This is a genomic window from Paracoccus halophilus, assembly GCF_000763905.1.
GTDB lineage: Bacteria > Pseudomonadota > Alphaproteobacteria > Rhodobacterales > Rhodobacteraceae > Paracoccus > Paracoccus halophilus.
On record NZ_JRKN01000007.1, the window covers coordinates 30,721 to 53,898 of the forward strand.

A 23,178-nucleotide genomic window follows, 5' to 3' on the forward strand; every position below is an offset into this window, starting at 1 on the left:
TCAGCGCGGCGCGTCGGCCAGGCCGCGCGCCAGCGCACAGAACTGCGCGAGAGCGATCTCTTCGGCGCGCGCGGTGGGCGCGATGCCGGCCGCGACCAGCAGATCCTCGATCTTCGGATGCAGCCCCTTGAGAGAGGCGCGCAGCATCTTGCGCCGCTGGTTGAAGCCGGCGGCGACGACCCGGCTCAGCAGCGCCGGATCGGCGGCATGGCGCGGCGCGGGCAGGGCCGTCAGATGCACCACCGAGGAATGGACCTTGGGCGCCGGCACGAAGGCCTCGGGCGGCAGGGTCATCACGATTCTCGCATCCGTGCGCCATTGCGCCAGCACCGCCAGCCGGCCATAGGCCTTGCCGCCGGGTTGCGCCACGATCCGCTCGGCGACCTCTTTCTGGAACATCAGCGTCAAGGATTGCCAGAAGGGCGGCCAGGAGGCCGGCGTCAGCCAGCGGATCAGCAGTTCGGTGCCGACATTATAGGGCAGATTGGCGACGATGCGGATTGGTGGCGTCAGATGCGCCAGCGGATCGACCTCCAGCGCGTCGCCATGGATCACCTGCAGCCGGCCCGGATAGGCGGCGGCGATCTCGGCCAGGGCGGGCAGGGCGCGGGCGTCCTTTTCGATCGCCAGCACCTTGCGCGCGCCCTCGGCCAGCAAGCCCCGGGTCAGCCCGCCGGGGCCGGGGCCGACCTCGATCACGTCGCAGCCCGACAGGGCGCCGGCCGCGCGCGCGATCTTGGCGGTCAGGTTCAGGTCCAGCAGAAAGTTCTGTCCCAGCTGCTTTCGCGCCCTCAGATCGTGGCGCGCGATCACCTCGCGCAGTGGTGGCAACCCGTCGATCGTGCTCACCGTCGCGCCGCCATCTCATGGGCCATGCGCAGGGCGGCGATGACACTGGCGGCATCGGCGATTCCCTTGCCGGCGATATCGAAGGCGGTGCCGTGATCGGGCGAGGTCCGCACGAAGGGCAGGCCCAGCGTGACATTCACCCCGCCGGCGAAATCCAGCGTCTTGACCGGGATCAGCGCCTGATCGTGATAGGCGCAGATCGCCACGTCATAGCGCGCGCGGGCCGGGGCGTGAAACATGGTGTCGGCAGGCAGCGGCCCGGCCAGGTCGATGCCCTCGGCGCGCAGCCGCGCGAGCAGCGGCGCCATCCAGCGCGTTTCCTCGTCGCCCATGACGCCGTTTTCGCCGGCATGGGGGTTCAGCCCGGCGATTGCCAGCCGGGGCGCGCGGATGCCGAAATCCCGCTGCAGGGCATCGCGGGTAATGCGGATCGCCTGTTCCAGCGCCCCGGGCGTCAGGGCGCCGGGCACATCGCGCAGCGCGATATGGATGGTCACCGGAACCACCCGGCAGGGCGGCTCGACCGTGGTCGAGGCCAGCATCATCACCACCGGCACATCGCCGGCCAGATGCGCCAGATATTCGGTATGGCCGGGAAAGGCGAAGCCGGCGCCGCGTTTCAGCGCCTCCTTGTTGATCGGCAGGGTGCAGATGCCACCCGCCGCGCCGGAACGCGCCAGCGACACGGCCCGCGCGATGACCTCGACCACCGCCGCCGCATTCCGGGGATCGGGCCGTCCCGGCGTGGCGGGGGCGGGAAAATCGTGCCGCAGCACCGCCAGCACCCCCTCTGGCACCGTCTCGTCCGGCGTCGCGACCTCCCGCCAGGGCGTCGCATCGGGCAAATGCCCCGGGTCGCCCAGGAAAACGAAGGGCACGCCCGAGGCCAGCGCTTTCGGCGCCAGTTCCGGCCCGATGCCGGCAGGCTCGCCACAGGTCAGGATGACGGGATGCGTGATGCCCATTCTGCTATGCCCGGATCGAGGGGACCGAAGGCGAGGCGCCGCCGGCGGATGCGCCCGAGCCGCTCAAGGCCGCCGGATGACGGCATTGGCGCGCAATTCGGCCAAATAGGCGTCGGCGGCCTGACCGACCTTGCGGTTGAAGATCTGATTGCGGACTTCTTCGCGGGCGGGCAGCGCGTTGGGGTCGGGCGGCGCCGGCTCCGCGTCTGTCGCGGCGGCCTCGGTCATCGCAGGCTCGGGCAGTTCCGGCTCGGCCATCAGGGCGGGCGTGCGCTTGCAAAGCATCAGGATCTGGGCGGCGGCGCCAGAGCTGACCACGGTCGCCTCATTGTCGTCCAGCACGGCCAGGCGCACGGCCTCGCCGCTCGGGATCTGGCCCTGCGACAGGGTCTGGCGCTCGATCTGCTGGGGCGGCAATTCGCGGGCATGGACGAAAAGATCCTCGCAGCTGTCGGAAATGCCGACGATCCGCGCCGCCTCGGCCTCGCTGGCCAGGGTAAAGCGGACATAGTCCAGAACCTGCTCGCTGGCGCCCGGGCGCAGCGAGCCGCGCGTGTCGCGCAGATAGAACAGCACTACCGCGCCGGGGATGGTCAGCGGCTGGCTGACCTGTCCCGGCTGCAGCGACAGCACCAGCGGCCGCAGCGACGGGGGCAGGTTGGCCAGCGGCATCCAGGGAAGCCGCCCGCCGCGCCCGGCCGATTCCGTCGCCGAATAGCGGCGCGCGAAGGCGGCGAAATCGGCTTCCGAATTCGTGCCGGCGACGATCCGGGCAGCCTGATCCATCGCCGCGTCCTCCTGCCCCTCGGGGGCGGGGATGATCACCTCGGACAAGGCGACATGGGTGATCTGTGGCGTCTCGATGATCTTCTGCATCTCCTGATCGATCTCGGCATCGGTGATGCGGACCTGCCCGACGATGCGCTGGCGCACCACCTCGCGCCAGACCACCCCGGCCGAGATGAAGTCGCGGAATGTCTGCTGCTCGATCCCGGCACGGGCCAGCGCAGCGGTGAAATCCTCGACGCTCATATTGGCGCGTCCGGCGAATTCGACCAGACCGGCATCGATCTGCTCATCGGTCGCGGAAATTCCGAACTGGCGCGCGGCAAAGAGCCGCAGCCGGTCTTCGATCAACGCCTTTTCGGCCGCGGCGGGGCTGGATTCGGGGGCGCGCAGGAGCTGCAGGAAGCGCACACGCTGATCCAGCTCGAAACCGGTCACGGCCGCGTCGTTGACGTAAACGACCGGCTGGAACCCGCTGCCCTGCGCCTGTGCGGCCTGCGGCGCCAGGCCGGTCCCGGTCAGTATCGCGGCCATCGCCGCCCCCAGAAGAATTCGCCGCATCAGCTTCCTCACCGCTTGGTTTCGCCGGACATTAGCGCATGCAACTGCGCCGCGCCACCGTTCCCGGCCCTGACTTCTGCTGCCCGAACCCGCCCAGCCGGATGCCCAGGTCGAAGCGGGTCTCGGCATTGACCTCGTCGGTCGAGGTGAAGCGCCGCTCAAGCGACATTTCCACGGTGATGCATTCGTTTCGGTATTCCAGCCCCAGCTCGGCCTTTTGCGCCCGGTCGGCGGTAAAGTCATAGCGGGTTTCGGTCGTGGCCCACCAGCCTTCCGCCAGTTGCCAGCCGCCGCTGGTGGTCAGTTCCGAAACACTCGCGAACCGCTCCTCGCGCGGGTCCGAATCAAGCCAGAGATAGCCGGCCGAGACCTGCAGCCCGGGCTGATACCAGCCCAGCCGCAATTCGTTGCGGCTGATCGAGAAACCGTCATCGAACAGGGCCCGGTTGGCGATCGCAAGCCCGTTGGCGCCGGAATAATGCGTGGCCAGCAGCCAGTCCGAGGTGTTGCCGCTCAGCGGGCCGCTGCCCTCGAATGCGGAATCGCTGCCGCTGCGCAGCACGCGGCCGGCGGTCAGGCCGATCGACCAGCCGGCCGGATCGATCCGCGTCCAGCCCAGCCCCAGATTCGCCCGCAGGCCGGATTCCCTTGCGTCCCAGCCCGGAAAGCGGCTCAGCGAGAACAGGTTGCCCTCGTCGAATTCGACGAGATTGCTGTCCTCGTTCGGGACATCGTCGTCATAATCGCGTTCCGGCGACCAGATCACCTGGGCGATCGGCTCGACGATATGGGTGACGCCGCCGCGATGGCGCGCGAGCGGCCAGCGCAGTTCCGCGGCGATGGCCGGATCGGCGCGGGCGACCCAGTCGTCATAGACGCTGTCCTGTCTGATCCGGTAGATATCGGCATTGAGCCGGGCCTGCGCGGCCCCCATCACGCCGCCCGGCAGGATGGCGCTGCGCCGCCAGTCCAGCTGCACCGAGCCGCGCGCCATGTCGCGGCCCAGCACATCCTCGTCCGAGGACCGCCGGTGGGCATGCAGCGACCATTCCAGATCGGCGATACCGCCCAGCCGGCCGGGCGTCCAGCGCCGCCGCCACAGCGCATCCGCCACCACCGAGGGGGTCATCTCATCGGGTTCGTCGTCGCGCAGCGATTCGTAATTGCCGATCCGCGCGGTCATCATCCGGTCGCGGCGGATGCGGTCCAGGGTCACCCCGCTCCACAGCCGGTCGGCATCGGTAATGTCGTAATCCAGCAGATAGGCGCGGTTGCTGGCGGTTTGCAGCTGAAAGCCCAGCATATAGCCGCGCGGCAACTCGAACCGCGCGGCGCCGAACAGGTAGCCGCGGGTGTCGTTGTTCTTGATGTCATCGCGCGAGATGGCGCCGTTCCATTCCATCGCGCCATTGCTGAAGGCCTGGCGGTAGCGCAGCTCCAGCGTGCGCGTCTGGCTGGCCGAGATATAGGGCGTCACCGTGATGTCGGCATGATCGCCCAGGGTGATGAAATAGGGCAGCTTGATGCCGAAACCGAGGCTCGAGGTGGTGCGGAATTGCGGTTGCAGAAAGCCGGTCATGCGATCGACCGTCGGGTCCGGCGCGGTCAGCCATGGCAGCGAGAACAGCGGCGTCCCGAAGGCGCGGATCTGCGGACGGTCGAATGTCAGCTGCCGAGTGCGCGCGTCATGGGTGATCGTGCGGGCGCGGATTTCCCAGAGCGGGATCGGGTTCTCTGCGCAGATCTGGCAGCTTGAGGCGACGACATTGTCCAGCCGCGTGACATTGCCCTCCTCGCTTCGGGTCATCTGGCGGGCGGCCATCTGCATTTCGCGCGCCAGCACCAGCCGGGCGCCCTGCAGGATGCCGTCCTGCAGGTTCGGTTCAAGCTGGGCGCTGTCGGCGATGACGATGGTTTCCTGCCGGGTGCCGGCGCGGGCCGGCTCGGTCAGGTGGATCGGGCCCTCGATCACCGCGCTGCCGGTCTCGCGGTCATAGATCACGCGCGAGGCGACCAGCCGCTTGCCGCGATACCAGATCACCACCCCGCCCGAGGCGGTAAGCCGGTTGTCGGCATCCAGCGAGAGATAGTCGGCCAGCAAGGTGGCCGGGCTGCCATCGGGCGGCGTGCCGCTGTCGGTGATCCGCACCGAAGGCGGGCGCTGCGCGATCTCGGGGACATGGGCGGCCTCGGTCCCGTCGGCATAGCGGGCATTGGCGTCGGGATCCTCGGTCGGGGCCAGGGCCGGGCCGTCCGGTCCGGGCAGGAACGGCTGGTCGGCGTCATAGGCGGGCAGGGTCTGCCCCTCGCCGGTCAGGGTCTGGCCGGTGGAACTCTCTGGCAACAGCGGAAGCAGCGCCGCCATCAGGGCCATGCGGGCGGCAACCTGCCTGTGCCAGCGCTTGACCGTCTGCGCCATCATCCATCCTCCAGTTGCAACAAGGCCCCAAGGGCAAAGAGCAGCGCCACGATCGGCGGCGCCCAGCCGGCCAGCGCCGCGGGAATGCCGCCATTGTCGCCCAGAACCTGCGCCAGGTTGCGCAAAAAGAACAGCCCGATCCCGCAGATGAAGGCCGCCAGCACCAGGATGCCGGCCTTGCGGCCACGCATATGGCGCATGGTAAAGACGGCTGCGATGGCGACCATGGCGGCCATCAGCAGCGGCCGGGCCAGTTCCATCTGGAACCAGACCTTGTGGCGCAGCGCGGAAAAGCCCGCGCGCTCGAGCCCGCGGATAAAGGCCGGCAACTGCCAGACCGGGATCGCCTCGGGCTTGCCAAAACTGTCGCGGATGCGGTCGGCGGTCAGATCGGTGGGTAGCTCCAGCGTCGGCGCGGTGCGGGCCATGGCCTCGGGGTTGGGCTGGGTCAGCGGCCATTCCTTGGTGTCGGTCAACTGCCAGGCGCCCTGGGTCAGCCGCGCCTGCGCCGCGTCGATGCGCCGCGTCGGGCCGATCTCGGGGGCAAAGACCATGAAGGTCGCGTCATAAAGCGTCGTCGCATCGGGGCTGGCGCGGCTGGCGCGGATCACCACCTGCCCCGAGGCCTCGGTTCCGTCGCGGCCGCGCATCGGCAGCGCCTGGCGCATCCAGACGGCATTGTCGCCCAGGCTGACGGTCTGGCCGCCGCTGCTTTTCAGCTGTGCCACGGCATCGTCGTAGCGCTTGGAGGTGGCGGCGACCATCGGGTTCATGACCGCCACCGACAGCATGCCGAGCAGCGCCGCCGTCACCGCCGGCGCCGCCAGCACCCGGATGCCCGAGCGGCCCGCCGCCCGGATCGCCACCAGTTCCGAGCTGCGCGACAGGTTGAGAAACAGCGCGATCCCGGCCAGAACCGTCATCAGCGGCATGATCGAGTAAAAGCTGGCGGTGATGTTCAGAAGCGACAGGACCGCCGCCCCGGACAGGCCGATATTCTCGTCGGAAAAGCGTCGGATCTGTTCGACGATGTCGATCAGGAACAGGATGGCGCCGAAAATTGCCGCGATGATGATGAAGGTGCGCAGGAAACGCCGCGCGACAAAGACCGACAGGATCATGATCCGTCCCCCGCTGCGGGCGCTGCGGCCGCGCCTTTTCGCAGTCGTCGCGGTTTTGCCGCGACCCACAGGATCGTGGCGCAGATCGCCGCGCCCACCAGCGGCGGCAGATAGATCAGCGGCCAGCGCGTGGCATTCTGCGCGACCTGGCTTTCCGCCGCGGTGCCCAGAAACTGCACCAGGATCAGCGCGACGACCGCCCAGATCACCTGTTTCCAGACGCCGAAGCGGCTGTAGCCGCCGATCAGCAGCATGGCAAAGCCCAGAAGCGCCGCGACCGGCGACTGAAACGGCTTGGCCAGCCGCTGATGCGCCTCGGCGCGGGCCTTGTCGGCGGTGCTGCCGGTGGCGGCCAGCAATTCGGCATCGGCGCGCATCAGCTGCGATGTCGAATAGGCGCGCAGGTCGCGATTGCGCGACGAGCCGCCGTCCAGCAGCGTGTCCAGATCATAGGCCAGCTCGCCAAAGCGCGTGACCGACAGGCTTTGCCGGCCCCCCGTCTGGCGCAGATTCTGCACCATCCCCTGCATCATCACCAGCCGCGGCCCGTCATCGGTCCTGACCACCAGCGCCTCGGTCGCGGTATAGGTGGTCTGGTTGTTCGGATCGCGCGCATCCTCAAGAAAGAAATACAGCAGCCGCCCGTCATCGGCGACCTTGCTGATATACAGCGTGACACCCGTCACGGGATATTGGAACGCGCCCGCGCGCAAAAACTGCGCGGTAACGTTTTGCGAGATCTCGGCCTGCCGGTCGGCCAGCCGCCCGCGCGCCATCGGCACCACCGAATGCACCAGGACCGCCACCATCACCCCCACCATCACGCCAAAGGCCAGGACCGGCCGCGCCAGCCGCCAGGGCGATATGCCCGCCGCCTGCATCGCGACCAGTTCGGATTCGCTGGCCAGCCGGTTGGTGCCATAGGCGCTGGCGGCGAATGCCGCGATGGGCAGCACGATCGAGATCACCAGCGGCAGGGTCAGCGCGGTGAATTCCAGCACCACCAGCGCCGTCTGCCCGTCCGAGATCAGATTCTCGAACAGCGACACCGCCCGGTTGATCCAGTAGACCGACACCAGAACCAGCGCGAAGAACCCGAACAGCGTCAGGAACTGCGACAGGATATAGCGGTCGATGCGGGGCATGTGCGCCTCAAGGTTCTGATTGTGATTGATTAGCCGTTGCCGCGCCTTTGGGAAAGCCCCGGCTCTGGTCAAGCGGCGCGCGCCTGTCTAGTTTCTGTCCAATGATCGATGAGAAAGGCGTGACGATGACACATCCGGTCGAAATTTCTTTCGCGGCAATGGACATGACGGGGCTGGCCGGGCGCACCGGCCGCATCGCCGTTCTGGTCGCGCGGAATGGCAGGTTGCCGGTGGGGCTGCCGCGCCCGACGCGCGAGGCGGCGCTGCGCGCGCTGGACTCGCGCGCCTGGAAGGACGCGAAGCCGGGCAAGGCGCTGGAGCTGGCCTTTCCCGCCGGCCTGCAGGCCGAGGCGCTGCAACTGGTCAACCTGCCGCGCGACGCCGATGTCGCGACCGCGCGCAAGGCCGGGGCCAGCATCGGCGCGGCGCTGGACAAGTCGGACCTGCTGGTGATCGCCGACAACCATCCGCGCGCCTCGGATGTGGCCCAGGGGCTGGCGCTGCGGGCCTATGATTTCTCGGCCTACAAGTCGCGCAAGCCCGGCGAGGACGAGAATGCGCCGAAGCGCGGCCGCGTCGGCTTCATGCACAAGGATCCCGAAGGGCTGGGCCGCGCCGCCACCGACGGCGCCGCCGTGACCGAAGGGGTGTTCTTTACCCGCGATCTGGTCAACGAGCCGGCGAATGTCCTGACCACCGGCGATTTCGCCGACCGCCTGCTGGCCATGCGCGAACTGGGCCTTGAGGTCGAGGTGCTGGATGAGGACGAACTGGCGAAACTGGGCATGCGCGCGCTGCTGGGCGTCGGGCGGGGCTCGGAAAGCCCGTCCAAGGTCGTGGTGATGCGCTGGAACGGCGGCCCGAAGGACCAGGCGCCGCTGGCGCTGGTCGGCAAGGGCGTGATGTTCGACAGCGGCGGCATTTCCATCAAGCCCGCCGCCGGCATGGAAGAGATGACCATGGATATGGGCGGCGCGGGCGTCGTCGCGGGCGTCTTGCGCACGCTGGCCCTGCGCCGCGCCAAGGCCAATGTCGTGGGGCTGGTCGGGCTGGTCGAGAACATGCCCGACGGCCGCGCGCAGCGCCCCGGCGATATCGTGAAATCCATGAAGGGCGACACGATCGAGGTGATCAATACCGATGCCGAGGGGCGGCTGGTGCTGGCCGATGTGCTCTGGTACGCGCAGGACCGCTTCAAGCCGGCGGCGGTGATCGATCTGGCGACGCTGACCGGGGCGGTGATCATTGCCCTGGGGCATGAGAATGCCGGGCTGTTCGCCAATGACGACGCGCTGGCCGAGGCGGTGCTGAAGGCCGCCCAAGCCGAGGGCGAGGGCGCCTGGCGCCTGCCTCTGGGCGCGGCCTATGACAAGCAGATCGATTCGCGGCTGGCGGATGTCAAGAATACCGGCGGCCGCCCGGCCGGCTCGATCACCGCGGCGCAGTTCCTGCAGCGCTTCATCGCCGAGGGCACGCCCTGGGCGCATCTGGACATCGCCGGCGTGGCCCTGCCGCCCGCAGCCACCACATTCGCGCCGAAAGGGGCGACGGGCTGGGGCGTGATGACGCTGGACCGGCTGGTGCGCGATCGCTACGAGGCCAAGGGCTGATGGGCTCGGCCCTGTTCTATCACCTGACCCGCTCGGGGCCGGGGCAGCTTTTGCCGATGCTGATCGGCAAGAGCCTGCAGGCCGGCTGGCGGGTCGAGCTGCGGGGCAGGCACCGGGCGCGCCAGGAGGCGCTGGACGAGGCGCTTTGGCAGGGCGAGGGCTTCCTGCCCCATGGTCTGGCCGGCGGTCCGCATGACGCGCGCCAGCCGGTCCTGCTGACCAGCGAGGGGCAGGTCGCGGCCAATGCGCCGCGCTGCCTGATCGCGCTGGACGGGGCCGAGGTCGCGGGCGCGGAATGCGACGGGCTGGAGCGCGCCTGCATCGTATTCGACGGCAACGATCCCGACGCGCTGGAGCGCGCCCGCGCGCAATGGCGGGCGCTGAAGGATGCCGGCGTGGCTGCCGAATACTGGTCCGAGGCCGGCGGCCGCTGGGAACGCAGGCAATAGCCGCCTTGCCCGGCCGGATACCGGCGGCCGGACGCGGGCGCCCGGATCAGTCGTCAAGGACGAAGGTCACCATCATGTTGACGCGGTAGCGGGTGATCTGGCCGTCGCCGCAATCGACGGATTGCTCCTTGATCCAGGCACTGACGACATTGCGCAGCGTCTCGTTGGCGCGCTTGACGCCCTGCTTGACGGCATCCTCGAAGCTGACATCCGAGGCGGCGGAAATTTCGGTAACCCGGGCAATGCTCATCGTGACCTCCTGTGGTGACATGCCCGGACCAACGCGGAACCCCGGGGCCGGGGTTCCATGCCGCGATTCCGGATGGCGCGCCCGGGCGGGCGCTCAGCGTTCCAGGATCAGCACGCTGTCCTCGATGCTGACTCGGGCAAAGCGTGACAGGTAGGACATGCCCATCAGCGATTCATCCAGATCGGCACGCAGCACCATGGCCGGCACGCGCGCGTCACGAATATCGCCGATGGTGACCGATTCCAGCCGGACCGGCGCCGTCTCGACAATGCCGTTCGCGGTCCTTGCCTGGCCGATATAGGCCAGATCGTCGAGATCTATCCCCACGCGTTCGGCATCGCGGGGGCCAAGCGCGATGCTGCTGGCGCCGGTATCGACGACGAAGCGGATGGCGATGTCATTGACCCGCGCGGTCAGCCGGTAATGGCCGTCATTGCCGACCGGCACCTCGATCCGGCCGCCCGCCAGGACGCGTTCGCGCGGGGCGACGGCATTGCGGATCTCGGGCCACAGCCCGGCCAGCGCGATGGCGCCCAGAAAGATCAGCCCCCAGGCGGCCGCCATGCGCAGGGTCCGGCCCGGGCGTTCGCGCAACTCGACCAGCAGAAAGCCGCCCACCGCGACCAGCAGCAGCGCCAGATAGGCAAAGCGGGCGAACTGATCCCCCATCAGAACAGCCCCGTCCCCTTGAGACCGTCGATCACGAACTGGATCGACAGCGCGGCCAGCAGCATCCCGAACAGCCGGGTCAGCACCATGGTTCCGGTCCGGCCCAGCATGTGCGCGATCGGATCGGCCACGGCGAACAGCATCGCGACGATGCCCAGAACGCTGAACATGACCAGATGGATCATCACCGTGTGGGCGGCGCCGGCATCCTGCCCGACCAGCAGGATCATCGTGGCCAGCGCGCCGGGGCCGGCCAGCAGCGGCGTCGCCAGAGGAAAGACCGAAGGGTCGTCCTCGTCGCCGGGGGTCTGCCCCTCGCGGCGTTCGGTCCGGCGCTCGAACAGCATGTCGAGCGCGGTCAGGAACAGCAGCATGCCGCCGGCGATGCGAAAGGCCGGCAACGAGATGCCGATACCCGCGAGGATCGATTCGCCCGCCAGCCCGAACAGCGTCAGCAGCGCCGCCGCGATGGCCAGCGCCCGCCAGCCGATTCGGCGCCGCTTTTGCGGCGTCATGCCGCGGGTCAGCGCAATGAACAGCGGTGCCAGCCCGATCGGGTCGATCACGACAAAGAGCGTGACAAAGGCGCTGATGATCTGGGTGCTCTCCATGATTACGATATATCGCGCGGTTTTCCGGGGAAGAAAAGAACCGCGCCGGCCAACGGCGCCAGCTTCGCCGATGGGCGGCGGCCCGTGTTTGGCCTTTGCATTGGGCGCGGCGAATCCCTAGATAAGGCCCATCAACGCCGGTTCCGCCGGCAAGGGAGTGTAAAAGATGCTGAACAATATCGGCCTTCCCGGCCTTTTGCTGATCGCGGTGGTCGTGCTGGTGCTTTTCGGGCGCGGCAAGGTCTCGTCGCTGATGGGCGAGGTGGGCAAGGGCATCACCGCCTTCAGGAAGGGCGTGAAGGACGGCGCCGAGGAATATGACAACGCCGCCAATGAGGCGAAAAAGCCGATCGCTCAGGCCCCGGCCGAGGATGCCGCGAAGGCGCGTGATCAGGCCGACGAGGCGCTGCGCGACGTGACGCCGCGCGACGGCGACCGTTCGTAATCCGCGCGGGACGCCGAAATGCTGGATATCGGCTGGAGCGAGCTGCTGCTGATCGGCGTGGTGGCGCTGATCGTGGTCGGGCCCCGGGACCTGCCGCATCTGTTTCATTCGCTGGGCCGGATCACGGCCCGGGCGCGGGCCATGGCGCGCGAATTCTCCAGCGCCATGGAGGACGCCGCCCGCACCAGCGGCATTGACGATGCCACCAAGACGCTGCGCGATGTGAAATCCCTGACCTCGAAGAAATCGCTGGGGCTGGACGCGCTGGACCGCGCCGCCGACCGGTTCGAGAAATGGGACCCGAAGCTGCCCGCGCGCAACGACCCGGCCCCGGCCGATCCGGGGCAGGCGGGACCGCTGCCGGCGGATAGCCAGACACCCGCCAGCGCGCTGCCCGCTGGGTCGGGCGCAGAGCCGGCCGCAGAGACCGGCGCCGCCCCCTTGCCGCCGGCCCCCGAACACGAACCCGGTCAGCGCCGCCTGCATGCGGTGCGCCGGTCAGATACGAAAGACCGCTGAGTGTCCGCCAATCCCAAGCGTCCCGACGATATCGACGACAGCTCGGCCCCGTTGATCGAACATCTGGCCGAGTTGCGCACCCGGCTGATCTGGTCGGTGCTGGCCTTCGTCGTGGCGATGGTCCTGTGCTATACGGTCTGGAACCCGATCTATAATTTCCTGACCCGCCCGATCTGCACCGCGCTGGAGGGGCGCGGCCAGGAATGCGGGTTGATCCTGCTGAAGCTGCAGGAGGGGTTCTTCGTCGCCATCCAGATTTCCTTTCTGGGCGGCTTCGTCCTGGCCTTTCCGGTGATCGCCTATCAGATGTGGCGCTTTGTGGCGCCGGGGCTCTATCGCAGCGAAAAGGCCGCCTTCCTGCCCTTTCTGGTCGCCTCGCCGGCAATGATGTTTCTGGGCGCGGCATTCGCCTATTATGTCATCCTGCCCATGGCCTATGACTTTTTCCTGGGCTTCCAGCAGGGACCGATGGCGCTGCCCGGAGATCCCGGGGCAGAGGTCGAGAACAATGCGCTGGCGGGCATCGTGTTCCAGGGCTCGGTCAGCGAATATCTGACCCTGACCACCAAGTTCATCCTGGCCTTCGGCATCTCGTTCCAGCTGCCGGTGGCGCTGACACTGATGGGCAAGGCCGGGCTGGTCTCTGCCGAGGGGCTTGGCAGCGTGCGCAAATATGCGGTGCTGGTGATCCTCGTCATGGCGGCCATTGTCACGCCGCCCGATGTGATCAGCCAGGTCGTGCTGTTCACCGTGGTCTACGGGCTTTACGAGGTCTCGATCCAGCTTGTCGCGCGGATCGAGCGCAGACGCGCCCGCGAAGAACAGGAAGCCGATGTCTAGGAAGGTTCTGACCCGCATTGCCGAGGCGCTTGAGCGGATGTCGCCGCCCGCCGCGCCCGAAGCCTCGTTCTCCGAGGCAAGCGCCTATATCTGGCAGCCCGACCCGGACCGGCTGGAGCCGGTCGGCACGGTGAACCGCGTCGATCTGGTGCAGCTGATCGGCATCGACCGCTCCAAGGACACGCTGCTCGCCAATACGCTGCAATTCGCGCGCGGCCATGCGGCCAATAACGCGCTACTTTGGGGCGCGCGGGGGATGGGCAAATCCTCGCTGGTCAAGGCCGTCCATGCCGAGGCCGTGGCGCAGGGCCTGCCGCTGGTGCTGGTCGAGATCGCGCGCGAGGATCTGGGCTCGGTCGGGCGGCTGCTGGCCATTCTGGGCCGCGCCAGGGACCGGCGTTTCCTGCTGTTTTCGGACGATCTGTCCTTCAGCCATGACGATACGCAGTACAAATCGCTGAAAGCGGTGCTGGATGGCGGGATCAGCGGCCGGCCGGCGAATGTGATCCTTTATGCGACCTCGAACCGGCGCCACCTGATGCCGCGCGACATGATCGACAACGAACGCTCGACCGCGATCCATCCCGGCGAGGCGGTCGAGGAAAAGGTCTCGCTGTCTGATCGCTTCGGGCTGTGGCTGGGCTTTCACCCCTGCAGCCAGGACGAATACCTGGCCATGGTGCGCGGCTATTGCGACGCCTACGGCGTGGTAATCGGGGACGAACAACTGCGCGCCGAGGCGATCGAATGGCAGGCGACGCGCGGCGCGCGTTCCGGCCGGGTGGCCTGGCAGTTCTTTACCGATCTGGCGGGGCGCAGCGGCATCTCGGTCTGAGCCGCGGCGGGCTTCAGCGATCGCGTCTCAGGCTTTCCAGCCTGTCGCGCAGCCTTGTCAGCATGCGGCTGGACCAGGGCAGGAAGATATAGCTGATCAGCCCGACATTGACCGAAATCGTAAGCACATAGCGCAGGGCCGGCGGAAAGCTGTCAGGCAGCACGAAATCCGCTATCCGGTTCAGCACCCCGGACAGAAGGATGATCCAGAAGATCAGCACCAGCACGATCTCGATCCGGGTCACCTTCGATTGCGGATGCAGCAGAACCGAGAAATCGTCGAAGCCGGTATGTTTCGTGCTTTCATGCGGATGCCTGTCGATTTCGGCGATGAGCCGGTTTCGCAGCTCGGAGTTTTCCCAATTGTCGAGATTGGTCTGCGAATCGAAGGCAAAGACGGTGACCAGTTCGCAGTGATCCTCGACATGCGAAACGCTGTTCTGCTCGCCCAGATAGCCGGGCTGTTCGGCGGCGGCCTCCTGAAGCTGCCTGAGCGATTTCCTGATATGCTGCTCGAAATTCCTGTCGAACCGGCGAACGGCGACGGAAAGGACAGGACGCGTATCTTGCGGCATGAATGGCTCTCTTTCTGCGGGTCGGGCCCTGGTCGCTGCGATCCGGTCGGCTTGACGGGGGCAGGTATGGCGACCCGCCCCGCCGCATCGCCCGGCCTCAGCCCCGGCGCAACTGTTCCAGAAGCGCGGCGTTGGGCTCGCCCGTCACCGGCAGGCCGCGCGCGGCCTGATAGGCGCGGATCGCGGCGATGGTGTTCGAGCCGACATTGCCGTCGATCCCCTGCGTGTCGAAGCCGCGCATGGTGAGCAGGCGCTGCATCTCCTTGCGTTGCTCGATCCGCAATCCGGGGTGATCGGCGGGCCAGGGATTGGCCAGCCCCGGATAACCCTTGAGCCGGTCGGCCAGATGCGACACCGCCAGCGCATAGCTGTCGGCATTGTTGTAGCGCAGGATGGCGTGGAAATTGCGGGTGATCAGGAAGGCCGCGCCGCTGCGCCCGCCCGGCACGATCAGCTCGGCCGGGGTGCCGCCGGGGGGCAGGGGCCGGGCATTGGCCTGACGGATGCCCAGCGATTGCCAGTCCGCGACCGAGCGGCGCTTGCCCTTGCCGGCCAGCCCCATGTTGAAACCCGCGGGCAGGGTGACCTCGACCGCCGCCGGCAGGCCGCGCTGCCAGCCGGATTTCGCCAGATAATTCGCCGCCGAGGCCAGCGCGTCGCTGGGATCGTTCGACCAGATGTCGCGCCGCCCGTCGCCGGTGATATCCGCCGCATAGGCCAGATAGGTCGTCGGAATGAACTGGGTGTGCCCCATCGCCCCGGCCCATGAGCCAGTCATGCGCGCGGCATCGACATCGCCGGCCTGCAGGATTTTCAGCGCCGCCGTCAGCTGGCTGCGGAAGAAGCTGCCGCGATAATTCTCGTAGCTGAGCGTCGAAAGCGCCTCGATCACCGGCATGTCGCCGCGCCGCTCGCCATAGGTGGATTCCATGCCCCAGACGGCGGCAACCACCTCCTTGTCGACGCCGTAGGCGGCCTCGACGCGGCTCAGCACGCCGCCATATTGCGCCAGCGCCGCGCGGCCATTGGTCTGGCGCTTTTCGGAAACGGCGTTTTCCAGATATTCCCACAGCGATTTCTTGAACTCGGCCTGATTGCGGGTGCGGCTCATGACCTCGGGGTTATAGGTCACGCCGGCGAAGGCACGATCCAGCGTCGCGTCGCTGATCCCCGCCGCCCGGGCCGAGGCCCGGTAGCCCGCGATCCAGCTCTGCATGCCGGCGACCTTGGCCGGGTCGGGGTTCTGGTAGCGGCCCCATTTGATTTCCTGCGCGGTCTGCGCGACGCCGCCGGGGCTGTAACTGCCCATCGAGCACGAGGCGAGGATCATGGTCAGGGCGGTCAGCCCGGCCGTCAGTTTCAACGGAAAATGCATCAATGTCCCCTGTTGTCCGGTTCTGCCTGTTCGGGTCCTTGCGGCAACCTAGCGCGACATGGCGCGGCCCGAAAGGCGAAACCGGCGGGGCGCGCGCGGGGCTAGAGCGGCCAGACGATCAGCAGCATCGGCACGGCGACGGCGGTGACGATGATCTCGAGCGGCAGGCCCATGCGCCAATAGTCGGAAAAGCGGTAGCCGCCCGGCCCCATGACGATGGTGTTGTTCTGGTGCCCGATCGGCGTCAGGAAGGCGCAGGAGGCCCCGACCGCGATCGCCATCAGATAGGTGTCGGGATTGGTGCCGGTCTGTTCGGCCAGGCTCAGCGCCACCGGCGCGGCCAGGATCGCGGTCGCATTGTTGTTCAGCACATCCGAGATGAACATGGTCGCAACCAGAATCCCGGTCAGCGCGACCCATGGCGCCATGCCGTCGGTCATCCGCGCCAGCCAGCCGGCGATCAGGCCCGATGCGCCGGTCGTCTCCATCGCCAGGCCCAGCGGGATCAGCGCGCCCAGAAGCACGATCACCGGCCAGTCCACATGGTCATAAAGTTCCTCGGCGGTCAGCACCTCGCCCAGCACATAGCCGACCAGAACCAGCCCCAGGGCGATCGGCATGGTGATCCAGCCCAGGCTGACCGCGGCCAGCGCCGCGACGAACAGCGCGATGGCAAAGCCCACGCGGCTTTCCTTGATCACCGGTTCGGCCCCGTCCAGCGGCATCACATGCAGCCATTCGATGACCTGGGCGGCACGGGCCTCGGGGACCAGCAGCAACAGGATATCGCCGGGCTCGATCTGGGTGTCGCGCAAGCGGGCGCGGATCGTGCGGCCCTGACGGATGATGCCCAGCAGCACCGAATCGTAATCCTTACCCAGCCGCACCTGCCGCGCCGTGCGCCCGCGCAGCCGCGACTGGTTGGCGACGACGACCTCGATCATGGTCTGGCCTTCGCTGGCGATCAGCGGCGCATCGGCCTCGCGCCCGTCGGGATAGGAAAGCCCCAGTTCAAGGCGCAGTTCCTCAAGCGCCGCCGGCACCGCGTGAAACAGCAGGATATCGCCCAGTTCGGCCGTGACCCGGTCGGGCAGGCCATAGACGCGCCGGCCGCGCCGGGTGATCGCGACCAGCGTGGCATCGGATTTCTCGGCCGCCGCCTCGATCTCGGCGCGGGTCATGTCCTCGGCGCGGCTGTCCTCGCCCAGAACCAGTTCGGCCACGTATTCGCGCATCTGTTTTTCGGCCGCGCCCTCGTGCAGATCCTCGCGCCGGGGCAGCAGCCGCCAGCCGAACAGCGCCACGAAAGCCAGCCCGGCCAGCGCCACCGCACCGCCGACCGGGGTAAAGTCGAACATGCGGAAGGGCTTGCCCGTGGCCTCGGCCCGGAACCCCGAGATGATCAGGTTGGGGGGCGTGCCGATCAGCGTGACCATGCCGCCCAGGATGGTCAGGAAGGCCAGCGGCATCAGCGTCAGCGCCGCCGAGCGGCCCGCCTTGCGTGCCGTCTGCAGATCGAGCGGCATCATCAGCGCCAGCGCCGTGACATTGTTCATCACCCCCGACAGCGCCGCGCCGGCGCCGCCCAGCCGCAGCAGGTGCAGCGGCACCGGGCTTTCGGGCCGGGCCAGGTAGCGTCCCATGAGATGCACGGCGCCGGTCCGCATCAGCCCGGCCGAGACGACCAGCACCAGCGCCACCGTGATCACCGCCGGATGGCCGAAGCCGGTGAATGCCCGATCGGCGGGCACCAGCCCCAGCAGCACCGCCGCCATCAGCGCCGCGACCGCCACGATGTCATGCCGCCAGCGCCCCCAGATCAGAAGCGCGATCAGAACCGCGAAAAGGCTGAAAAGGGCGATCTGGTCCTGGGTCATCTGGCCTCGCGGGATCTGAAAGGGCTGGGCTTTGCGGTTCTGCCGTGCCGGCAGGGCGCCTGTCACCCAGAGCCAATGCCGGAAACCGGCCGGGGTTCCATTTGCGGGGTGGTGCGGATGTTGGGGGAAAGTGCAGGCTTCTGTTGCCAGGTGCCTGCGAACCCCGCCTTACGCGGCTAGGCGCAAGGGCTTAAGTTTCGGTCTTGCGAACTGCTTACGCAGCCAGCGCGACCGGAGCACGGTTGTCGTTGGCAACTGTACGTTTTGCACCGATAACGGTGGTGGCTCACCGGGACAAAGATCAGCTCGTTCACAGTCTGTCGATCCTGTTTCACCCCCATAGGCCCCCAACGAAGGGATATTTGGTGGAGGTGTCGGCTTCGCAGCCGAGTCCAGTCCAGCTAGTAAAACTGCCGTTTATGTCCATAGCCCCCGAGGGAGCAGATGAAATGTAAGGTTGCCGGGGGGCAGCGTCAAGATCCGTGCGATCCGGCGTGACGAAAGGAGGGGAACCGCCGGTTCCCCTCTTGGCCCGCGGGCGGGCCAATTCACCCCTTTGGGGATATTTGGGTGAAGAAGAAGGGGCTGGCGCTTCGGCCCCCGACATGGTTCCTCGGCGAGGTCAGAAACCGGCCTTGATCTTTTCGAACTCGGCCAGTTGCCTTTCGCGCTGGCCGGGATCGTTCGGGGTCTGCGCCAGGATCGGGGCATCGACCGGCGACAGCCCGTCCTTGACCGCCTGCTCGTCCTTGATCGTGTCCATCGCGACGGTCGAGGTATGGCCGTAGCCGATCGTGTCGAGCAGCCCCTTGGCGGCCCCGGGCGCGAGCCAGGCGTTCACGAAGTCATAGACCTTTTCCTCGTTGCCGGGCCCGTCCTTGAGGTTGATGAAGCCGCAGAAGAAGGTCGAGGAACCCTCTTTCGGGGCGCGCTGGAAGCCGACCGGGTAGCCCTCGGCCTGGAGCAGCACGACGCCGTCATTCCAGGACCAGGCCACATCCACCGCACCCGAGGCCATCAGCTGCGATTGCTGCGCCGGGTCGGCCCAATAGGCGGCGACGTTCTGATGCGCCTGGCGCAGCCAGTCGGCAGCGGCCTGGAACTGTTCGTCGGTGACCTTGGTCCAGTCGGTGACGCCGGTCGCAAGATAGGCGAGCGCCCAGACATCGTCGGCCGAATCGGGCAGCGAGGTGCGGCCCTGATATTTCGGGTCGATGAAGATGTTCAGGCTGGCGATATCCTCGGCCGGGACGGTTTCGGTGTTATAGGCGACGGCGGTCGCGCCCCAGTCGGCCGGGATATACCAGACGCCCTGGTCATCCCTGAACACTTCGGAATCGAGGAATTGCGGTGCGATCGTCTCGAAGGCCGGGATCTTCGAGACATCCCAGGGCTCGATCAGGCCGGAATCGCGGTATTTCGACACCATCTGCGAGCAGGGATGGGCGATGTCCGCCTTGAAGCCCGAGGCGAGTTTCTGGAACGCCTCGTCATCGTCGCCGTAAAGCGCGAAGGTCGGGGCGTCGCCATGCTTGTCGACATAGCCCTGCCAGATCGCCGGTTCCTCGAACCCGGCCCAGTCGAAGACGGTCAGTTCGGGATCGGCCGCGCGGGCGGGCAGGCTGGCGGCGGTGCCGGCCAGAACCAGCGCGATGGCGGAAGAACGCAGGAGTTTCATCTGGGGCCTTTCGATATGTGGCGGAATGGTGAAACGCTAGCCGGGCTATCTGCGTCCCGCAAGTCTCGTGCGGGGCGCGCGGGCTGTTCTTTTGGCAGGTGCGGTCAGGGGTCGGGTTGGCTGCGGTCGTCGAGCCGCAACTGCATGAAGGTCAGGTCCAGCCATTTGCCGAATTTCGTGCCGACCTCGTTCATCCGGCCGCAATGTACGAAGCCCAGCTTTTCGTGCAGCCGGATCGAGCGGGCATTGCCGGATTCGATCGCGGCGACCATGACATGCTTGCCGCTGTCGCGGGCGCGGCGGATCAGGGCGGTCATCATCGCCGCGCCCAGGCCCTGACCGTGACAATCCGCGCGGATATAGACCGAATGTTCGACCGTATGGCGATAGCCGTCCCAGGCGCGCCAATCCCCGAAGGAGGCATAGCCCATCACGCCCCGCTCCGGGCTGACCGCGACCAGCACCGGATAGCCGGCGCGGCGGCGGTCGTGCAGCCATGCGGCGCGGTTCGCGGCATCGACCTCGGTTTCGTTCCAGGTGGCCGTCGTGTGGCGCACTGCGTGATTGTAGATCCCGGTGATTGCCGGGATATCGCCCTCGTCGGCGTCGCGGATATCCATGTCGTTTCCCGTGAACTGTTGCATGGCATGCAGGTCCTGAAACCCGTGGCGATCCCGCCGCGCAGGGTTTCGTCGCGCCCGCGACCGGCGCGATCAGAGCCCCAGGATCTCGGGGCCGCCGCAGATTTCGGGATCCGGCGTGCCAATCAGCTGATCGTTGCGGCCGGGATAATCGATGCTGCGCAGGATGGTCTGGATCGCGGCGATCCGCGCCCGCTTCTTGTCGTCCGAGCGGATCACCGTCCAGGGCGCGATGCCGGAATGGCTGCGCGCCAGGGTATCCTGGATCGCCTCGGTATATTCGTCCCATTTCCGCAACCCGTCGACATCGATCGAGCTGAGCTTCCATTGCTTGAGCGGATCCTGTTCGCGGGCGAGAAAGCGCCTGAGCTGTTCGGCCCGGCCCACGTTCAGCCACAGCTTGACCAGGACGGTGCCGTCATCGACCAGCATGCTCTCGAACAGCGGCAACTGGCGAAAGAAGGTTTCCCGCTGGGTGTCGCTGGAAAAGCCGAACACCCTTTCGACGACGCCGCGATTGTACCAGCTGCGGTCGAACATCGCGATTTCGCCATTGGCCGGCAGCCGGTCCGCGTAGCGCTGGAAATACCACTGGTTCAACTCGCGGTCGTCGGGTTTGGGCAGGGCGACGATATAGGCCGAGCGCGGGTTCAGGTTCTCGCGCACGCGTTCGATGGTGCCGCCCTTGCCCGCCGCGTCGCGGCCCTCGAAGACGACGACCAGACGCTTGCCGGCATTGATCACGTCGCACATCATATGGACAAGCTGCACCTGCAGCGCCGCCATATGCGCGTCGTAATCCTTGCCTTTCATGTCGTCCGAATAAGGATAGGACGGGTCCAGCATATCGTTCTTGCCGGCGTTTTCGATGGCCTTGCGGATTTCCTTGGGCGCGTCCTTTTCCAGAAACTGGGTGATCGCGCCGATATAGGGCTGGTGGGGCAAGGGTATCTCGTTCTTGGCCATTCTCTCTCTCCTCGTGCTTTCCTGCACTATGGAGGGCGGTTCCGGTCCTGAAAAGAGGCTTGCTAGGTGCCGATCTTTGCCAGATCGAACTGCGTCGTCTGGTAGATCTCGTTGATCCAGTTGCCATAGAGCAGATGCGCGTGGCTGCGCCAGCGGTTGCTGGGCGGCCGCGTGGGATCGTCGTCGGGATAGTAGTTCACCGGCACGTTGATCGCCTTGCCCGCCTCGACATCGCGGTCGTATTCGTCCTTGAGCGTGGTGCTGTCATATTCGAAATGGTTGAAGACATAGAGCGCGCGATGGGCCGTGTCCTCAAGCAGGCAGGGCCCGACCTGATCCGAGGCGATCAGCGTCCTGAGCGCCGGAATCGCGTCCACCTGGTCCTGCCGCACCTCGGTCCAGCGGCTGACCGGGACCAGCACGTCATCGGAGAAGCCGCGCAGATAGGGGCTGGCGGGCGCCATGTTGTGATGCCGGAAACAGCCGAATGCCTTGTGCGCCAGCATGTGCTTGACCAGTCCGTGGAAATGCCAGGCCATCGCCATGCCGCCCCAGCACACGCCGAAGGTGGAATGGACATGGCCCTGCGTCCAGTCGAAGACGCGGCGAAGCTCCTGCCAATAGCTGACCTCCTCGAAGGGCAGGTGCTCGATCGGCGCGCCGGTGATGATCAGCCCGTCGAATTTCTCGCCCGTGGCCTCGACCTCGGAGAACTTGCGGTAAAAGGACAGCATGTGATCGGCCGCGGTGTTGCGGCTTTCATGGTCGGACATGCGGATCAGGTGAAAGTCGATCTGCAACGGCGTCGCGCCGATCAGCCGGGCGAACTGGTTTTCCGTCTGGATCTTCTTGGGCATCAGGTTCAGCAGGCCGATGCGCAGCGGGCGGATGTCCTGCGTGGCGGCACGGCCCGGCGACATCACCATGACGCCCTCGTTCGACAGGATGTCGAAGGCGGGCAGGTCGTTGGGCAGGGTAATGGGCATCAGGCGTCCTTTCTGTCGATGGCGTCGCCGATCAGATGGATCAATGCGTCGGGCGTCCGCAGGGCGGCCAGTTCCTCGGCGCGCACGGTGACACCGCGCCGGGCCATGGCCTGATAGCGGGGCTGGCGATGCGCCAGCGCGCGGGCATAGGTCCAGCGGATGAAATCGTCGGGGTTCACCTGATCCTCGCGCAGGCCCATCTCGACCCGGTAATCGGTCCAGGCGCGGTCCAGGAATTCCGGCTGGTAATACATCGGCTTGGGCGCCCGGTCGAAGCGGCGGACCAGTTCCTCGGTATGCGCCTCCGAGCCTTTCAGCCAGACCAGCAGCAGATCGCGTTCCAGCGCGTCCAGAACCGGGTCACGCTCGGCGAAAGGATCGACCACCTCGCAGACCGAGCCGCCGGAATCGCAGACGAAATTGCCGAAATTATAGATTTCCTGCGCCCGCTGGATGAAATGGCCGGTATCCAGCAGCGCCGCGATCTCGGCGCTGCGATGCTGGTTCTGGCGGCGCATGTATTCGTCGAATTCCAGCCCGCCGCGGGTCACGCTGCCGGGCTTGCCCAGATAGGTGGACAGCGGCGCCAGGTTCTCGAAGGTGATGTTCGAGGCGATATAGACCGAATCCGACAGCAGCAGGTCGCGCAGGAAGGGGTTCTTCATCGCCTCGCGCTTGAAATTATCGGCGATCAGCTCGCCCATGTAGCGGGTGCCGATGCGGTAATCGATCGAGTAGTGAAACCAGCTGCCCGTCGCTCGCAGCATCAGCGCCAGATGCGTCTTGCCCAGCCCGGACATGCCGAAAAACAGCACGCGCTTTTTCGGCGCTGTCAGCCATTCGGCTTTGGTCTTGTAAAGCATCGGCCATCCTTTCGCAGGGCTTGCAGATAGTTAGTCCGGCGCGCGGACGAAAAAAAGGGGGCCGCGCCGGGCAGGCTGGCATGGCAATCGGCGCGAAACGGTGGAATCGGCAGTAGCGCGGCGGGATTAATCGCGCTATGATTC

At 66.9% G+C, this 23,178-nt stretch carries 23 protein-coding genes and 1 other RNA gene; 6 read left to right on the top strand and 18 right to left on the bottom strand.

What is annotated here, in order from left to right; genetic code table 11:
• The 6 genes from rsmA to lptF form a co-directional block, all read right to left on the bottom strand.
• The gene (rsmA, locus tag IT41_RS06805; protein WP_036739774.1) at positions 1–849 is read right to left on the bottom strand and encodes a 16S rRNA (adenine(1518)-N(6)/adenine(1519)-N(6))-dimethyltransferase RsmA; all 849 of its coding nucleotides are present in this window, start codon (positions 847–849) and stop codon (positions 1–3) included.
• Complete coding sequence (gene pdxA / locus IT41_RS06810; RefSeq protein ID WP_036739777.1) at positions 846–1,814, bottom strand: 4-hydroxythreonine-4-phosphate dehydrogenase PdxA; 969 nt, start codon at positions 1,812–1,814, stop codon at positions 846–848. Before pdxA ends, rsmA begins: the two co-directional genes overlap by 4 nt.
• Before the next feature lie 63 nt (positions 1,815–1,877).
• Entirely contained in the window at positions 1,878–3,161 is a 1,284-nt protein-coding gene (locus IT41_RS06815) for a peptidylprolyl isomerase (RefSeq protein WP_036739778.1), read from the bottom strand.
• Positions 3,162–3,192: 31 nt separating this feature from the next.
• Positions 3,193–5,580 carry an LPS-assembly protein LptD gene (locus IT41_RS06820; protein ID WP_036740019.1) on the bottom strand — a complete coding sequence of 796 codons (2,388 nt, stop codon included), beginning with the start codon at positions 5,578–5,580 and terminating at the stop codon, positions 3,193–3,195.
• Positions 5,580–6,701: an LPS export ABC transporter permease LptG gene (gene lptG, locus IT41_RS06825; RefSeq protein WP_036739779.1), complete on the bottom strand. Its 1,122-nt coding sequence runs from the start codon at positions 6,699–6,701 to the stop codon at positions 5,580–5,582. Before lptG ends, IT41_RS06820 begins: the two co-directional genes overlap by 1 nt.
• A complete protein-coding gene (gene lptF, locus IT41_RS06830) occupies positions 6,698–7,846 on the bottom strand; it encodes an LPS export ABC transporter permease LptF (protein WP_036739782.1) in 1,149 nt (382 codons plus the stop codon). Before lptF ends, lptG begins: the two co-directional genes overlap by 4 nt.
• A gap of 125 nt (positions 7,847–7,971) precedes the next feature.
• Here lptF and IT41_RS06835 point away from each other — a divergent pair, with 125 nt between their 5' ends.
• Both IT41_RS06835 and IT41_RS06840 read left to right on the top strand, forming a co-directional pair.
• Positions 7,972–9,456, top strand: a complete 1,485-nt coding sequence (locus IT41_RS06835) for a leucyl aminopeptidase (RefSeq protein WP_036740021.1) — start codon at positions 7,972–7,974, stop codon at positions 9,454–9,456.
• Positions 9,456–9,905 (top strand): DNA polymerase III subunit chi, encoded by a 450-nt coding sequence (locus IT41_RS06840; RefSeq protein WP_036739784.1) that lies wholly within the window; start codon positions 9,456–9,458, stop codon positions 9,903–9,905. The genes IT41_RS06835 and IT41_RS06840 overlap by 1 nt, the downstream gene beginning before the upstream one ends.
• Before the next feature lie 46 nt (positions 9,906–9,951).
• Here the strand turns inward: IT41_RS06840 and IT41_RS06845 are convergent, their stop codons facing one another.
• The 3 genes from IT41_RS06845 to IT41_RS06855 all read right to left on the bottom strand — a co-directional run bounded on the left by IT41_RS06845 (position 9,952) and on the right by IT41_RS06855 (position 11,435).
• Positions 9,952–10,155 carry a dodecin family protein gene (locus tag IT41_RS06845; protein ID WP_036739785.1) on the bottom strand — a complete coding sequence of 68 codons (204 nt, stop codon included), beginning with the start codon at positions 10,153–10,155 and terminating at the stop codon, positions 9,952–9,954.
• Positions 10,156–10,248: 93 nt separating this feature from the next.
• A complete protein-coding gene (locus IT41_RS06850; protein WP_052081323.1) occupies positions 10,249–10,824 on the bottom strand; it encodes a retropepsin-like aspartic protease family protein in 576 nt (191 codons plus the stop codon).
• The gene (locus tag IT41_RS06855; protein ID WP_036739788.1) at positions 10,824–11,435 is read right to left on the bottom strand and encodes a MarC family protein; all 612 of its coding nucleotides are present in this window, start codon (positions 11,433–11,435) and stop codon (positions 10,824–10,826) included. Before IT41_RS06855 ends, IT41_RS06850 begins: the two co-directional genes overlap by 1 nt.
• 166 nt (positions 11,436–11,601) lie before the next feature.
• On the opposite strand from IT41_RS06855, the gene IT41_RS06860 reads away from it, so the two are divergent.
• The 4 genes from IT41_RS06860 to IT41_RS06875 are packed head-to-tail and all read left to right on the top strand — an operon-like array spanning position 11,602 to position 14,074.
• Complete coding sequence (locus tag IT41_RS06860) at positions 11,602–11,880, top strand: twin-arginine translocase TatA/TatE family subunit (protein WP_036739795.1); 279 nt, start codon at positions 11,602–11,604, stop codon at positions 11,878–11,880.
• Positions 11,881–11,898: 18 nt separating this feature from the next.
• Positions 11,899–12,399, top strand: a complete 501-nt coding sequence (gene tatB / locus IT41_RS06865) for a Sec-independent protein translocase protein TatB (protein ID WP_036739798.1) — start codon at positions 11,899–11,901, stop codon at positions 12,397–12,399.
• Positions 12,400–13,239 carry a twin-arginine translocase subunit TatC gene (gene tatC / locus IT41_RS06870; protein ID WP_036739801.1) on the top strand — a complete coding sequence of 280 codons (840 nt, stop codon included), beginning with the start codon at positions 12,400–12,402 and terminating at the stop codon, positions 13,237–13,239.
• Complete coding sequence (locus tag IT41_RS06875; protein WP_036739803.1) at positions 13,232–14,074, top strand: ATP-binding protein; 843 nt, start codon at positions 13,232–13,234, stop codon at positions 14,072–14,074. The genes tatC and IT41_RS06875 overlap by 8 nt, the downstream gene beginning before the upstream one ends.
• 13 nt (positions 14,075–14,087) lie before the next feature.
• On the opposite strand, the gene IT41_RS06880 is transcribed toward IT41_RS06875, so the two are convergent.
• The 9 genes from IT41_RS06880 to IT41_RS06915 form a co-directional block, all read right to left on the bottom strand.
• Positions 14,088–14,648 (bottom strand): hypothetical protein, encoded by a 561-nt coding sequence (locus IT41_RS06880; RefSeq protein ID WP_036739806.1) that lies wholly within the window; start codon positions 14,646–14,648, stop codon positions 14,088–14,090.
• A 97-nt stretch (positions 14,649–14,745) separates the two neighbouring features.
• The gene (locus IT41_RS06885) at positions 14,746–16,023 is read right to left on the bottom strand and encodes a lytic murein transglycosylase (protein ID WP_036739810.1); all 1,278 of its coding nucleotides are present in this window, start codon (positions 16,021–16,023) and stop codon (positions 14,746–14,748) included.
• A 101-nt stretch (positions 16,024–16,124) separates the two neighbouring features.
• Positions 16,125–17,900: an SLC13 family permease gene (locus IT41_RS06890; RefSeq protein WP_036739813.1), complete on the bottom strand. Its 1,776-nt coding sequence runs from the start codon at positions 17,898–17,900 to the stop codon at positions 16,125–16,127.
• Between the two features lie 129 nt (positions 17,901–18,029).
• Positions 18,030–18,381, bottom strand: a transfer-messenger RNA (tmRNA) gene (ssrA, locus tag IT41_RS19800).
• A gap of 141 nt (positions 18,382–18,522) precedes the next feature.
• Positions 18,523–19,578 carry an ABC transporter substrate-binding protein gene (locus IT41_RS06895; protein WP_036739817.1) on the bottom strand — a complete coding sequence of 352 codons (1,056 nt, stop codon included), beginning with the start codon at positions 19,576–19,578 and terminating at the stop codon, positions 18,523–18,525.
• 104 nt (positions 19,579–19,682) lie between these two features.
• Positions 19,683–20,222 carry a GNAT family N-acetyltransferase gene (locus IT41_RS06900; RefSeq protein WP_269429299.1) on the bottom strand — a complete coding sequence of 180 codons (540 nt, stop codon included), beginning with the start codon at positions 20,220–20,222 and terminating at the stop codon, positions 19,683–19,685.
• Positions 20,223–20,291: 69 nt separating this feature from the next.
• Positions 20,292–21,185 (bottom strand): polyphosphate kinase 2, encoded by an 894-nt coding sequence (gene ppk2 / locus IT41_RS06905; protein WP_036739820.1) that lies wholly within the window; start codon positions 21,183–21,185, stop codon positions 20,292–20,294.
• A gap of 62 nt (positions 21,186–21,247) precedes the next feature.
• Positions 21,248–22,171, bottom strand: a complete 924-nt coding sequence (locus tag IT41_RS06910) for a homoserine O-succinyltransferase (protein WP_036739824.1) — start codon at positions 22,169–22,171, stop codon at positions 21,248–21,250.
• Complete coding sequence (locus tag IT41_RS06915; RefSeq protein WP_036739827.1) at positions 22,171–23,034, bottom strand: ATPase; 864 nt, start codon at positions 23,032–23,034, stop codon at positions 22,171–22,173. Before IT41_RS06915 ends, IT41_RS06910 begins: the two co-directional genes overlap by 1 nt.
• Positions 23,035–23,178 lie beyond the last annotated feature (144 nt).